Here is a 14,012-nt window from a genome sequence, read left to right on the forward strand (position 1 = left end):
ACTACCTCCCTACTATCACAGACGAAGACTGTACTGTGCTAAATCCATAATCACTCAAGTTAGCGAGTAGATTCTCCGTTTCATAACACAAAGTGACTCTATATAAGGTCGCTTGGCGTCCCCAAGAAGTCACAACACTTAAGTCCTTTTCAATAACTGATAGGACTTGGGCGGGTTGACAATTTATTCCATCTCGATACGTAACTAGTGCATTAGGAGTACCGTTTGATTGGTAAGTTTGCTCTTCAATCAAAACACCGAACTTAGAACTATCAAAACTTGCAATCGTTCTACCAAAAGAATTTGTTACCACATCTACAACGAGATCAGCATCAGCCTGCGATGTTGTATAGTTCTCACCATAAAGTTGCGTTCTTTCTTTCAACAGATTTACTGATGAAAAAGATAGACGATCGAGCTTTCCTTTAGTTGATATTTTAATGGTCGAATCGATTGCAATCATAAGAAGCAACCCCAAAAAAACTCCCACGAGAGCAAACTCTATTGCGAACACGCCTCTTTGTTTAAATTTCAAATTTATCGCGTTCATATTCTTGCACCACTATCACTTCACGAGACAAAAGAGTTGTACTATCGAAAAAGTAAGTAAATACGCCACCAATCTCATAACTTAAATGATAAATAGCAATACTACTGTCTTGCTCAACCCCACAAGTTGCTCCAGTTCCTAGACTTGGAGTACATATGTCTGCTACTGAATGAAGTTCTGTCATCGTTTTTACGTAGTGGACTGAGGAGCTAACCTTGCTAGAGTCGACAAAATTCGACCAAACACTGTCACTATTATCCAAAACCTGCTTGAACGATGTTAGGTAAGTACTATTGTCTTTTTTGGCTTCTCGCGAAGCATTGGCAATAGCTAAATCTGTAGCTGCTGATACATAAGACAAAAAGCAGACTTCTACCCAGGCAGCTATAAACAACCAAAAAGCAAAGAAACCCAAAGCAAACTCGATAGACACGACTCCGTTTTGTCTCCGCCGTTTCTTAAATATCAACTTACTCACTATATAGTTAGCCATACTCACCTCCTAGTAAGTAGAGCTGCTCTATCAGAATTGTGTTCTGACAGAGGCGTTCAGAGATACATCCTTTAATCCTGTATAGATATGATATAACTCTTCCGACGAGTACATCCCACCTAACAGGGCTTTAACCTGAACGAAATCACCCACCTTTGCGTATGCTAACACTAGGTTAGATACGACTTGCTTATCTGCTTGTCCATTTTTATAAACTGGCTCTAAGCGTGTTATCGCTCGTTGATAGTCCGCTTCTAAAATATCCATAACAGCTAAGTTATTGCTGATCACGACATCTTCATAAAGAAGCTCTCGAGCTTTTAAAAAGTGCTCTCTGGCACTCTCAAATTTACCCAGCCTGACATAAACTAAACCCAACAGGTTTTCCGCTTCGGCAAATTCCACTCTTTTCTCCAGAGAGCGTTTTGCATACACCAGTGCTTGTTGTGGATCGTCTTGCTCAAACTTCACCCTCGCTTTCAAGAAATCCAACTCAGCACTTTGATTTTTTGGTGCTGTCATTCTTTCCAGATGAAAACCTGCAGAGTCTATATCCCCTACATTCAAGTAAGTATTTACGAGTTTCAAGCGAGTCTCGTAAGAATCATCACTTTGAAGTTGCTTTTTATAAAGCGCTATTAATTTATTGTTATCGCCGGAATTTTTTAGCAATGCTTCTTTTGACTTAAATTCTTGGCTGTTGTCCGAAATTGAATTAGAAGTAGAGGCACACCCAATTACCAAGTTAAATAAAATGACCACTAGCACCAAATGTAGATATTTTTTAATCATTTCAACCACCTAACATCCTCATAATCCCAGGGGCAGTAATCAAAATAACAATAGGAAACATTATAAAAAGTATTAATGGTATTGACATTTGAGCTGCCAACTTACCAATCTTTTCTTCCAATTCAAGCATGTGGACATCCCTAATATCCTTAGCTAAATTAGACAATACATCATATATAGACGAACCATATTGCAAACTCTGATTAAGCGTCATCACAAAGCTTCTTACTTCATTAGTGGGTACACGGTTATATAACTCTTCTAGTGCACTCTCCAACCCAACGAGCTTTGCTCTCTCGTTTGTTTTATGAAGCATATGCGATATATCCGGATCAAATCCTTGCATCTCATGTGCAAGATATGCAATCGAAGCCTCTATTGTCATCCCAGTTCTAACACACACTCCCATTAGGTCCAATAAATAGGGGAGCCTGTCAGAAAGCTTCCTTTGTAATTTCTTTTTCTTCAACTCTAAGTATAGGTCAGGACCGACAACAACGACACTTAACCAAAGTGCAATTAGTATAATCGTTGTTGTCAATTCCATATGCATGGTCATGGTATAAAACAGTATCACTAATATACCCAATGCCATTGATATATACTTTATTGGAAGTAACCATTTGAACCATTTACTATTATAGAAACCCGCTGCAACAAATTTTTTCTCAACATCCCTCTCAGATATAGAAAATAACTGACCAAACCAACGGCTCACTGACTCAACTTTTGAGGTATTGGAAGAGTCAACACTGTCATCAAGCAAAACACCAACTTTATTTAGAGTCTTTTTTCTCGTCTGACTAACAGAAAAAGAATAAATTAACACTCCAAGACCGATAACAATCATCCACATAAATATAATTGCTTGCACTTTACCATCTGATAGAAAAGAAATAATTTCACTCATTAGCTAACTCTCTTCATCAATAACCAAACAATCAGTATCCCGATAAACTCACTCAACAATACATAATAAAGGATTGGTTTCCCTCGTTCATTAAACATAACGAAGTCATAGTTTTCAGGACTGATATATTGAAGTAAAAATAGGAAAGCAAACGGTATCGCAGCAACTATCTTGGCTGACATTCTTGCTTCAGAGGTCAAAGCATACTTTTTCTTGTTGATCGCTCTGGCATCGAACATTAGGCGATTGATACGTGTCATCACCTCTTTTAACTGACCACCTCTATCTAGGTTTGCACGTAAAGTAATAATGAAGAAATAAAATGAAGGATACGGGAAACGAAGACATGCTTTACGAAAAACATCATCGGGGCTCTCACCAATTTTCATACGCTCAGCCATTAAACGGAACTCATTGCCGAGATCGTTATCTTGTGAGCGCCCTACATATGCTATTGCATGCATTATACTTTCGCCAGCAGACACTGAACTAGCAAGCATATTTAGTACGTCAGGAAAGCTCTCTTCGAATATCCGCTCCTCCCTCTGTTTTAACCAAACACACATCCAGAAAGACACAATAAACATAAGGGGCAAAACAATAACTAAGCTGTCGCTTCTAAAAAAATATGAGATCAAACTTGAAATCACAAAATATGCAACCAATTCGAATATAATTATTTTCACTAAAGGGTACTTACCGATTCGATTAGTAAAATTATCCCAGCTAGTTTCCACTTTTTGAAAAAAAGTTTGCTCCGTTAAAGATTTAAGATTGACCGCTTGCTGATCCGTAGCAACAACATGCTCCAAAACCACAGTCTGCTTACTAGGTTTAAGGTAAGATATTGTTTTCTTCTTTTGTAATGCAGGCAGAAATAATAAAGTCACACCTCCTACCATCAACAGTAAGTAATAGATCATGCTACTCTCCCGGCTGACGAAAAGACCGAATCAAGCTGCTGATGTAAACCAAAGAACCTTGCCTTCTCCACTAAAACCGAACGCTGCATCAATCCTGTGGTAACATAGTTCCCATGTATTACTTTGACATCATTTTGCTGTGGATCAGGCTGAAATCTAAAGATCTCTTCCATCACAACATTATCTCCTTCCATACCAATAACTTCTGAAATACTCATCACTTTTCGGCTACCGTCATGTAATCGACTAACCTGTACGATAATATCGATAGCACTAACGATCGTTTTCCGGATCGCATCTAAAGGTAAATTCTTAGTTGCCATCATAACCATTGACTCGACACGACCGAGCGCATCGCGAGGGGTGTTAGCATGTAATGTTGACATCGAACCATCATGACCGGTATTCATAGCTTGAAGCATCTCAAACGCCTCTCCACCACGACACTCACCTACGATAATTCTATCCGGTCTCATACGAAGCGCATTAATTACAAGTGCTCGTTGGTCTATTTCCCCTGTATTTTCAATGCCCGCTTTACGCGTTTCTAAGCGTACGACATGAGGCTGTAGCAAGCTTAATTCTGCCGCATCCTCTATGGTCACAATCCGCTCTGACTCGGAGATATGTTGCGAAAGCGCATTAAGGAGAGTTGTTTTCCCTGAGCCGGTACCACCTGAAATCAAAATATTCAGCCGACAACGCGAGGCGATCATCAAGACTTGAGCCATCTCTTGGCTCATTGACCCGTATTCAAGCAATCTTGAAAAATCAATCGCCTGTTTTTTAAATTTACGAATAGAAATACTGGTGCCATCAAGAGCGATAGGAGGGATAACAATATTTACGCGGCTACCATCTTGCAAACGTGCATCACAAAGAGGAGAGGAATCATCTACACGTCGACCAACTCGGCTTGCAATACGCTTCGCAATATCAATCAACTGACGTTCATCGACGAAAGTAATATTCGACTTTTCAACTAAACCATCGCGTTCAATAAAAATATTTTCATAACCATTAATCATTACGTCAGTGATAGAATCGTCATCCATCAGTGACTGCAATGGGCCTAAACCATGAAGCTCATCAACCAAGTTTTGTACATATTGTTGACGAGTTACAGCAGAAACTGATAGCTGATCTTTATCAATAAGAAGTTCTACAGCCTGTTTCAACTGTTTAGCTAGTTGTTCACTAGACATGGCATTGATAGCGTCGGGTTCTAAAGCTTCAAATATCTGACTACGAATCTCTTTGTACGCTTCTATCGGGTTCTTCATCGGCTAATCCTCAGCTAAACCAACCATTCTTAGATTTAATCTCTTCACCTAAAATTAGAGCGGCTAAATCTTCTAATGATCGGGCTGGTTTTCCTCCATGAGAAATGATCGACTTACCTTCCAGTAACTTATGATCCAACTTCTTAATATGAGGGATAACAATATCAATAGGACATTTTAAAAATTTCTCAGCTTCTTCTTGGGATACTGTTGCATCTCCATTAGGTAAAAGGCAATTCATCACCATTATGATTCTGACGCTGTTATCTAAACCCAAACTATCATCAAGTTTACGTTTGAATTTTCCAGCTTCTCTTAGTGAAGAAACGCTTGGTGAGAACGTCAAAACAATACAGTTTGATAACTCAATTAGCTCTTTGACGCTGTATATAAGGTTGGATGTATTCAACAAATCTTCTATTAGAAAATTATTTGTTTGAGACAAATGACCTGCTGCTGCTTTGGTAAACTGCTTTATTTCCTCAATTTCAAGTTCAGGAGAAGTGAGCGAAAGCACTGATAGAGAACTACTTTGCTTTTTGAGCAAACTTTGAGAAGCTGCATCATCTAAGTTAAGAACTTGACTACCAGGTCTAACTTCACGCTTCTCAAAGCCCTCTATTCCCATCATTATATCGATATTCCCACCATGATAAGCATTATCCACAACGACACATGAACTGTGTTTTTCCTTCGAAAGATAACGACTAATTTCAGCGCAAATAAACGTATTGCCGACCCCGCCTTTACAACCTAAGAAGCTGACTTGTTTTGCTTTTCTTACCAGCCCTACACCACTATTGGCTTGTCTATTGCGATAAACACCAAGTGAAAAATCAATAAACTCTTCTTTAGTTACAGGCCAAAATAAATAATAAAGGACAAGGCTTCTTAAACGCCTAATTGTCGAAATTGAATCCTCTTTACCTACAATAATCACAGATGCGCTATTGGGGAGTAGGTGGCAAATTCGCTCAGCATCAACGACAAGGTCTTTACTTTCATTCAGCTCTATAACAATAATCTCAATACCTTCTTGCTGACCGTAAGCCGTCACATTATCGTCAGACAACTGTTGAAACTCCGGCAAACTAAAGCCTTCGAAGTTACACGCTTCTCGTATTAAGTTCTTGCACTCATCTGTCTGATAAAAAACCACACTACGAATACCGTTCGTTGCTTGATTCGCATGAGGTACTTTTTTGTTCAAGATATCAATCAAGTCCATTTTCTACCCCTACTTAAAAGTTACTTTTATCGAACATGCGTTCTGGATGAGTTATGGATTTCCATCGCATCCCTTCAGGAGCACAGCCATTAGTAATTTCGCCATAATGACCAACCTCTACATACTCACAAATAGGCGTAACTACCTTATGTACTGTGGTAGAGAAACTGAAATCAAAAGCCTCGTTTAAATTCTTGTCATAGTGAATAAATAACTGTTTTGACTCCATACCACGAGTTTTTAAATATGAGGTATATTTGTTAACAAATCGTTTCCCTTCTTTAGTGCTCCATACAAAGGAAAACTCTTGATTTGCAAAGTCATTCCAATTCTCAGAAATATACCCATCGATATAGTCCCAGGCTTCTTGCTGCTTATTTTTCTCAATTTTTACTGCGAGTTGATATTCAATAGGCACCACTTCGATTGCAGGCCCCGACTGCTCTCCAATATGCTCTGCACATCCAAATAACCCAAGAAGAGGAATAAATGCTAGATTTCGAATTCTCATTTTTTAAACCCTCCAGCTGACAATATTTGATTCACGAACTCTTCCGATGCTTTAGGGTAATCATCACTCAAACCCAACCAACGATTTAAGTTGTAGGTTCGATGTATAGTAGGAAGCTGAATTTGATTTGGGTGAATAGGTTGTACAAGGTTCACGGTTGCGACAATGATCAATTCCGTTTTCGTTCTTTCGGTAGTTGTCTTTCTAAACAGAGCACCTAGCACTGGAATGTCTCCAATATATGGAATACGTCGTAGCTCTTCTCGCTCTTCAGTACTTAGCAACCCAGCTAAAACAAAACTTTGACCATCGCCTAACTCGACAGTAGTTCTTGCTCGGCGGGTTTTCAGAGCCGGTAGATCAAAGTTATCATTCTGATACTGATTATCTAACGCACTCACCTCTGGTAACATGGATAGTTTTATTTTGTCATCATTGAGAACCTTAGCCATCAGCTCTAGTCGAATACCATACTCGCGATACTCAACATCCGTACTACCATCTATTACGGTCACAACAGGTATTTCACCACCCGCTAAAAAGCTTGCTGTCTCACCAGAGATTACAGAGAGATTCGGTTCGGCAAGGACTTGTCCAACTCGATCATCACCAATTGCAGTGATCACAGAAATAATGTCATCAGCACTAAAAGAGGTCAGTTGGTCGACAAAAACACCAGGGGACACTGTACCAATCTCAATACCAAACTCTTCAAGAAACGTGTGCGAAACTTCTGCAATTGATATCTTCACATTGACTTGCTTGGTCGTTTTTACTTCAATATTGTCAACAACACCTGGGTACCGATAACGACGCATGAATGCCATCTCATACGCTTCATCACCTATTTGCCAATTAACGTTAGTGATTTCAGCTTCTTTACCTAATAGTTCACCAGTCAGTCGATAAATCTCCTCTTTAGTTTTTTCCGACGCCACAGTACCACTCAGCACAGCTTGTTCACCTAAATTATAAATACTGACATCTGCGTCTGGATAGCGAAGTGCTATTTGCTGCTCAATATGAACAAGGCTTTTATTCACAACCAGCTTGTTAGAGATAATCGTATTACCTTCCTTATCAAAGACCATAAATGAAGCATTACCCGTTTGGCGCCCAAAAAACACAACTTTGTTTTCATCTATAACTTGATAATCGGCAACTTCAGGGTCTGAAATAAACACTGACCCAATCTCTTGCTTCGTCGTTATACTTCGAGCGTCTCCCTCTGATAAATTAACCACCCGAGCGTATGCAGCTTGAACAAAAATCATCAGGCAGATTATTGAAACCCAACGAGGAACATTTATTATTTTCATATAGTTACCCTCTAAGCTCTTATCGAATCTTCGCATTATCACCACGGTACTCGACGATAGCTCTATATTCAGGTAGCACATCCCCTGAATTTGCCTGTAACTGCTCCGCAAATTCAGGTCCAATTGATTTGTGTATTTCTATTTGAGCGATGTTTTTTGCGATTGAAAGTGTCGCCACTTGCTTTCGCGAAAGTTCAAGAACCAAAACGACCCCTGAGAGTTGCTCTTCTCCTGCGTTTTCTGAATTAAAATTCTCAATCTTTAATACTTTCACAGCCAATAAAATGGGTGATACTGATACGCTTTGAAAACCATCAACTTCATCTTCAATAGCCAAATTTTGTTGCTGGGAACTCAAAGCAATTACATCAACAGTTGTGCCATGATCAATAACTCCACCAACTATAGACTCACGGTTGACAATAATTGGATAAGGAACCATTTGGTCAGAGATAGTCGCATCAATGTAACCCTGTTGATCAGGCGTGACATACATGCTTGTTTGAAGCCAATCTCCAGGTGATAAGGTATTTCTAGCAACAGCACCATTCGGAATGGTCGCGGTAATTTCATCTTGAGAGATAGAGAGCTGTCTTTCAGGGATCTGTTTAGTTGAGAACTGAGCAGGAGACAATACTTGGCCTCGCTCCAAGCTTTGATTCAATACCAACACGTTGACGCGTTTTTCTTGCTCTTTAGGTGCAACTGATGATTCTTCAATGCTGCTCTGATTGAGGTATTGCTGGGAAATACCAAACAAACCAGCCCCGATTGCAATCAGGGCAACTGGAACAATAACCTTGATGCTCATGTCGTCTCCTTACTGGCCCATGGATGCTAAGATTCCAACACACCCTCCCACGCAAATAGCAACACCATATGGAACGCCCTTGCTTTTCCTAGAAGGGATAACCTTAGTTGTTAAATATTCACAGAGTGCGGCGACGCCACCAACAACAAGAACAACCAATATAGAGGCGAACAAGAAACCCGGTGATATAAATAGTGAAAGCACTGTCAACAGCTTGACGTCCCCTGCACCCCAAATCCCAAGCATCCAAAGCGTGAAACAAATGAATAAAGTAATAAAGAAAGATATATAATAAATATTTATTTCATACACTAAAGTAGAAATTATTAAGAAAATCAACAATAAAAAAACTGCTGTATTGGGGATCTTTCTTTTCCTAATATCGAAATAGCATATAGACATCAGAATTAAAAACAATCCCCAAATAAACAACTTAAATGTTATGATAGATTCGATCATTAACTTATTAGTTAGTTGTACTGCCATCCATTGCTTTTTTGATATTTTTCACTCCCTCACTGAGAGCATTATCTAAAGAACTGTTATCTGTACTATTAAATACAGATATAATAACGGCAGCAACCGCTACGCCTAACACCGCGTACTCAATCGCTGTTACACCGCGCTCGTCTTTTGCGAACTCTTCAAGTAGTAATTTTGCTTTGATATAAGTAGATAAAAACATAATGAACTCCATGTCACTCTTTTGGTTTGCACTCACATGAGTACCTTTCTCCTAAAACGCATATAAAACAATGCCCTAGGAGGAATATATGATGAGTACGCTTTCTTGTGATCTTTTATTCCATCACTTACGTAGTCTTCTCACCTGTTCATTTCAGTACATTTCATACCAAGCGGTTAGTATTATTTTGTCAATAATTTGACCTTTCTTACTATTCTTCTATTATTTACTTTAATCATAATAAACTGGATTCATAAGGTTAATGCCTTATCAAATAGTTACAGATATGGAAAAAGGAAATTTCATCGGTGATGAGCCAAATTATTTGAATTCTTGTTTGTTAAAAGTAATTCAAACTAATTTCATTATTAATCACGTTGGTTGGGATATTTCTGTACTAAGTGAACCAAATCAATCATTTAGCTTTTTATACCTACATAGTAGTAGAAATAAGCAATTAGCCGACCTTGCAGAGAAAATAGCGATTAATTTAAACAGAGACATTATTGTCATTCACAATAATATTTACCAAAGTGAAAATAAAATAAGCAACATTACACATATTAATGAGAATAATATACAAGCAACTAATCACCTATCTACTCTTTTAGAAAGATACAAACAGTTGAGTAATAAACCAGACGCCTATCAAATATCACATCGTTTTAACGTAGAAAGCACCGTTTCCTATATAGATGCGCATTTAAACAGTGCAGTGACAGAGAAAGAAGTGGCCGACCATTGCCACCTGTCAGTGAACTATTTCTCTAAAGTATTTCATGCCAACGTGGGGGTTAGCTTTCAGGAGTACGTCACCACAGCTCGCATCGAGCAGGCTAAGTTAACCCTTATCCAGAAACGAGAGCAGACGATTGCCAATGTAGCCTATACATTGGGCTTCAAAGATGTCTCTTACTTCAGCCGGTTATTCAAAAAAAAGACCGGGCTCACACCTGGGCAATATAGGAAGTTTGGAAACCATTAATTTACTCCCTAAAACTAAAGTTACGTGCTATGTTTAACATAATTTTAACAATAATAACTTAGCGAAAAACATGGAGTTAGACAATGATTCAGCCTAACGAGTTTAGCCAAGACCAAAACCAAGCTCTCCCTACACCAAACGAAATGATTTTAAAATGGGCAGAGGAGCGCCCAAATGAGGTCTATCTAAAACAGATCATCAACCGCCAGTTTGTCGAGTTCACCTATAAAGAGGTAGCCGATAAAGCCTTAAAACTGGTTACCGCACTCGAAGAGCTCGGCGCTCAGCCAGGCGATCGAGTTGCCTTAGTTTCAAAGAACTGTGCCGAATGGTTTATTACTGACCTTGCGATGATGTTGGGTGACTTTGTCAGCGTGCCTATATTCCCAACCGCAGGTGCCGAGACTATTGCCTACTGTATTGAACACAGTGAAAGTAAGATTGTCATTGCAGGTAAACTTGACGATCCAGCCGCGACTCAGCAAGTACTAGACGAAAACTCAGCACTCATCAGTATCTCTCTCCCTTATGATACTGCAGCCAAATGCCAGCATTCGTTCAATGACCTTATAGACAAATCCGAGCCCTCTTCCAAACGTCCTGTGCATCACGATGACAAGCTTATGTCTCTGGTTTACACGTCTGGTACATCAGGCCAACCTAAGGGTGCTATGTTGACGTATGGTGCGTTTACATGGTCAGTTCAACGTCTTATTGACCATATTGGTATTGAGAAAAACGACCGCTTGTTCTCATACCTACCTCTGGCTCATATCACCGAACGCGTTTACATATTTGGTTCATCTATCATGGGTGGCGTACAAACCGCATTCCCTGAATCACTGGATACCTTTATTGAAGATGTGAAGATGCACAGACCGACTCTGTTCATCTCAGTGCCGAGACTCTGGACTCTGTTCCAGCAACGAATTCAAGATAAACTGCCGCAGAAGAAGCTCAATATTCTTCTCAAGATCCCGTTTGTTAATTCACTCATCAAGAAGAAGCTGGCCGATGGCCTAGGCTTAGACCAAGCTCGCGTACTTGGTTGTGGCTCTGCACCAGTCTCCCCTGCTCTACTGGATTGGTACGAAAGCGTCGGTCTGCACATCACTGAAGCATGGGGTATGACGGAGTCGTTCGCTTACAGCACACTTAACTACCCGTTCAGAGCCGACAAGATTGGTTCTGTAGGTAACGCAGGCCCAGGGGTCGAGCTCAAGATTGCCGAGGATGACGAGATCTTAGTGCGCAGTAAAGGCTTGTTCTCCGGTTACTACAAAAATGACATTGCCACACAAGAGTCTTTTAACTCAGAAGGTTGGCTGCACACGGGTGATATCGGTGCGATTGATAGCGACGGCTACCTGACGATTCAAGGCCGTAAAAAGGATACGTTCAAAACAGCGAAAGGTAAGTTCGTTGCTCCAGTTCCAATTGAGAAAAAGCTTTTTGAATACAGTCGCGTAGAGATGATGTGTCTGATTGGTCTGGGCTTACCTGGTCCTATCCTGCTTGTTGTTCCTCATGACTTCCCTAACTTCGACCGTGAACGCTACGAGAGAACCACTAAACGCGTTATTGAGAAGATGAACTCACAATTGGCCTCTCACGAGAAGATCAAAGGCGTACTGATGATCAAAGAACCGTGGAGCATTGAAAACGGGATTCTAACTCCAACGCTCAAGATCAAACGTCATATTCTAGAGCAGAAGTACCATGAAGTTGGCCATAACTGGCCAAAAGACAAATTGGTAGTTTGGGAGGAGTAATCCACCTTAAGCCAAGTTCTTTTTGGTAAAAGCGCTTTTGAATATACAAAAACAAGCGTAACTCAGGTAACAACTTGAGTTACGCTTTTTATTTAAATCTAACTCCCTTACTCCCAAAACGCCTTCCTCGCCTCTTGCTGTGCTTGTGTATGCGTTAGCCCAATATCATTTAAAAGGTGATCGGGTAGATCAGCTAAGTGCTTTCTTGTTTTTACATTTTGTCTAAATTGCTGCACTTTGAAATAGAATTTCTTAATCATAGACGTATTGGTTGAGCGCTCGTCTAGTTCGACTCTAACTGTGCCTGAATTCATAACTTACCCCTTCTATACTTTTATTCTCTATGTTTATCTGTTTACATGGCTAATATTCGACCAAAGACAGTCAGCCGACAAACGATAGATATTGGCATTCAGTTAAGGAAAACTAATGTGAGTGAACGAACACCTCCCTTTCAAGGCATCTACTACTTCTATATTGCAGCCGACAAAGGCAGCTTTAAGCTCGCTGCAGAAACCTTGTTTGTCACTGCAGCTGCGGTAAGCCAACAGATCAGGCAACTTGAAGACTGGCTCGGTGCCGAACTCTTCATCAGGCAGCACCGAAAAATTGTACTCACTCATGAGGGAGAGGTTCTGTATCTTCAAGCGAAGAAAGGTTTTGCTCACCTTCAAGATGGCGTGAGAAGAATCAACCAAGACCCAAATCCAAATCAGCTCTCGATTTCCACCGTTCCATCCTTTGCTCAGCACTGGTTAGTGCCAAGGATTGGTGACTTCAGAGAGAGACATCCAGACCTATCCATGCTGATTGAACCAACCAACAAGCTAATTACCTTTGAAGATTCGAGTATTGATATCTGTATACGCTACGGGCACGGTAACTACCCAAATCTAGAGTCGCGTTGGTTAATGGATGAGGTGCTATACCCTGTCTGTCATCCGCTCTATCAGGAGAAGTATGGAATATACAGTGTCGAGGATCTGCACAAAGCGGAACTAATTGAAGACCGATGGCCTGATATGGATTGGGCAATATGGCTCAATGAAGTGGGTGTTGAAGGCGGTCACACGACATTGCAGTTTGATGGTTCTCACTTTGTACTAGAGGGAGCACTTTCTGTTCAAGGTGTTGCTTTGGTGAAACACAGCTTAGTGTATCGATACCTGCAAGAAGGCAAGCTGGTTAGAATTGGAAATACCGCGCTAAGGCCGAAATATAATTACTTCTTATGTGCACCGCCGGGATACTTTCATCGCGACAAGATTCAACGCTTCTCTAAATGGATAGAAACTCAAGTCAGTGAGTTTGGGAATAAAGGAAGGGAAGATCTTAATATCGTCGATACTGATTTCTCTTTGAAATGGTCCGGAAACTCCGATGGCTAAGCTGCTATACTGACGAAAAATACCTATTGGACTTATCATGACACAAATAAACAACCCACTGCATGGCATTACTTTGCAAAAGCTACTGACTGAGCTAGTCGATCACTATGGTTGGGAAGAGTTGAGTTACATGGTTAACATTAACTGCTTCAAGAAAGACCCAAGTATCAAGTCGAGCTTAAAGTTTTTGCGAAAAACAGAATGGGCGCGAACTAAAGTTGAGCAAATCTATATCGACCTAAAATGCTAATATCCGCTCCCTACATCGCTCCAACTCCCCCGTAGTTACCTCGCGGGGTTTACCCCCTGTGTCTACTTTTTAGGGGCCACATCAATCCTCGTATCTCGCATCTCGCATCTCG

17 protein-coding genes are annotated in these 14,012 nt (G+C 40.3%); 4 read left to right on the forward strand and 13 right to left on the reverse strand.

The window, feature by feature from the left end; translation table 11 throughout:
• Position 1: 1 nt before the first annotated feature.
• The 12 genes from tadF to KI655_RS15500 form a co-directional block, all read right to left on the reverse strand.
• Positions 2–550, reverse strand: a complete 549-nt coding sequence (gene tadF, locus KI655_RS15445; RefSeq protein ID WP_285352520.1) for a tight adherence pilus pseudopilin TadF — start codon at positions 548–550, stop codon at positions 2–4.
• Positions 525–1,043 (reverse strand): TadE/TadG family type IV pilus assembly protein, encoded by a 519-nt coding sequence (locus KI655_RS15450; RefSeq protein ID WP_285406835.1) that lies wholly within the window; start codon positions 1,041–1,043, stop codon positions 525–527. Before KI655_RS15450 ends, tadF begins: the two co-directional genes overlap by 26 nt.
• A 30-nt stretch (positions 1,044–1,073) precedes the next feature.
• Positions 1,074–1,835 carry a secretion protein gene (locus tag KI655_RS15455; RefSeq protein ID WP_285406838.1) on the reverse strand — a complete coding sequence of 254 codons (762 nt, stop codon included), beginning with the start codon at positions 1,833–1,835 and terminating at the stop codon, positions 1,074–1,076.
• A gap of 1 nt (position 1,836) precedes the next feature.
• Positions 1,837–2,745: a type II secretion system F family protein gene (locus tag KI655_RS15460; RefSeq protein ID WP_285406841.1), complete on the reverse strand. Its 909-nt coding sequence runs from the start codon at positions 2,743–2,745 to the stop codon at positions 1,837–1,839.
• Positions 2,745–3,668, reverse strand: a complete 924-nt coding sequence (locus tag KI655_RS15465; protein WP_285406844.1) for a type II secretion system F family protein — start codon at positions 3,666–3,668, stop codon at positions 2,745–2,747. Before KI655_RS15465 ends, KI655_RS15460 begins: the two co-directional genes overlap by 1 nt.
• Positions 3,665–4,951 carry a CpaF family protein gene (locus KI655_RS15470; RefSeq protein WP_285406847.1) on the reverse strand — a complete coding sequence of 429 codons (1,287 nt, stop codon included), beginning with the start codon at positions 4,949–4,951 and terminating at the stop codon, positions 3,665–3,667. The genes KI655_RS15465 and KI655_RS15470 overlap by 4 nt, the downstream gene beginning before the upstream one ends.
• A 10-nt stretch (positions 4,952–4,961) precedes the next feature.
• Positions 4,962–6,179 carry a type II secretion system protein Z gene (locus KI655_RS15475; protein ID WP_285406850.1) on the reverse strand — a complete coding sequence of 406 codons (1,218 nt, stop codon included), beginning with the start codon at positions 6,177–6,179 and terminating at the stop codon, positions 4,962–4,964.
• A 13-nt stretch (positions 6,180–6,192) separates the two neighbouring features.
• A complete protein-coding gene (locus KI655_RS15480; protein WP_285406852.1) occupies positions 6,193–6,690 on the reverse strand; it encodes a hypothetical protein in 498 nt (165 codons plus the stop codon).
• The gene (locus tag KI655_RS15485; RefSeq protein ID WP_285406874.1) at positions 6,687–7,964 is read right to left on the reverse strand and encodes a type II and III secretion system protein family protein; all 1,278 of its coding nucleotides are present in this window, start codon (positions 7,962–7,964) and stop codon (positions 6,687–6,689) included. Before KI655_RS15485 ends, KI655_RS15480 begins: the two co-directional genes overlap by 4 nt.
• Positions 7,965–8,028: 64 nt before the next feature.
• A complete protein-coding gene (gene cpaB, locus KI655_RS15490) occupies positions 8,029–8,820 on the reverse strand; it encodes a Flp pilus assembly protein CpaB (RefSeq protein ID WP_285406855.1) in 792 nt (263 codons plus the stop codon).
• A gap of 9 nt (positions 8,821–8,829) precedes the next feature.
• The gene (locus KI655_RS15495) at positions 8,830–9,306 is read right to left on the reverse strand and encodes a prepilin peptidase (protein WP_285406857.1); all 477 of its coding nucleotides are present in this window, start codon (positions 9,304–9,306) and stop codon (positions 8,830–8,832) included.
• Entirely contained in the window at positions 9,287–9,505 is a 219-nt protein-coding gene (locus KI655_RS15500; protein ID WP_285352316.1) for a Flp family type IVb pilin, read from the reverse strand. Before KI655_RS15500 ends, KI655_RS15495 begins: the two co-directional genes overlap by 20 nt.
• 286 nt (positions 9,506–9,791) lie before the next feature.
• On the opposite strand from KI655_RS15500, the gene KI655_RS15505 reads away from it, so the two are divergent.
• Positions 9,792–10,490: an AraC family transcriptional regulator gene (locus KI655_RS15505; protein WP_285406859.1), complete on the forward strand. Its 699-nt coding sequence runs from the start codon at positions 9,792–9,794 to the stop codon at positions 10,488–10,490.
• Positions 10,491–10,573: 83 nt separating this feature from the next.
• The gene (locus KI655_RS15510; protein ID WP_285406862.1) at positions 10,574–12,262 is read left to right on the forward strand and encodes an AMP-binding protein; all 1,689 of its coding nucleotides are present in this window, start codon (positions 10,574–10,576) and stop codon (positions 12,260–12,262) included.
• A gap of 107 nt (positions 12,263–12,369) precedes the next feature.
• On the opposite strand, the gene KI655_RS15515 is transcribed toward KI655_RS15510, so the two are convergent.
• Complete coding sequence (locus KI655_RS15515; RefSeq protein WP_373417251.1) at positions 12,370–12,576, reverse strand: DUF1127 domain-containing protein; 207 nt, start codon at positions 12,574–12,576, stop codon at positions 12,370–12,372.
• Between the two features lie 117 nt (positions 12,577–12,693).
• On the opposite strand from KI655_RS15515, the gene KI655_RS15520 reads away from it, so the two are divergent.
• Positions 12,694–13,650: a LysR substrate-binding domain-containing protein gene (locus KI655_RS15520; RefSeq protein ID WP_285406864.1), complete on the forward strand. Its 957-nt coding sequence runs from the start codon at positions 12,694–12,696 to the stop codon at positions 13,648–13,650.
• A gap of 37 nt (positions 13,651–13,687) precedes the next feature.
• Complete coding sequence (locus KI655_RS15525; protein ID WP_285406867.1) at positions 13,688–13,900, forward strand: VF530 family protein; 213 nt, start codon at positions 13,688–13,690, stop codon at positions 13,898–13,900.
• Positions 13,901–14,012: the final 112 nt, after the last annotated feature.

Source organism: Vibrio sp. D404a, from assembly GCF_030248535.1.
Lineage (GTDB): Bacteria > Pseudomonadota > Gammaproteobacteria > Enterobacterales > Vibrionaceae > Vibrio.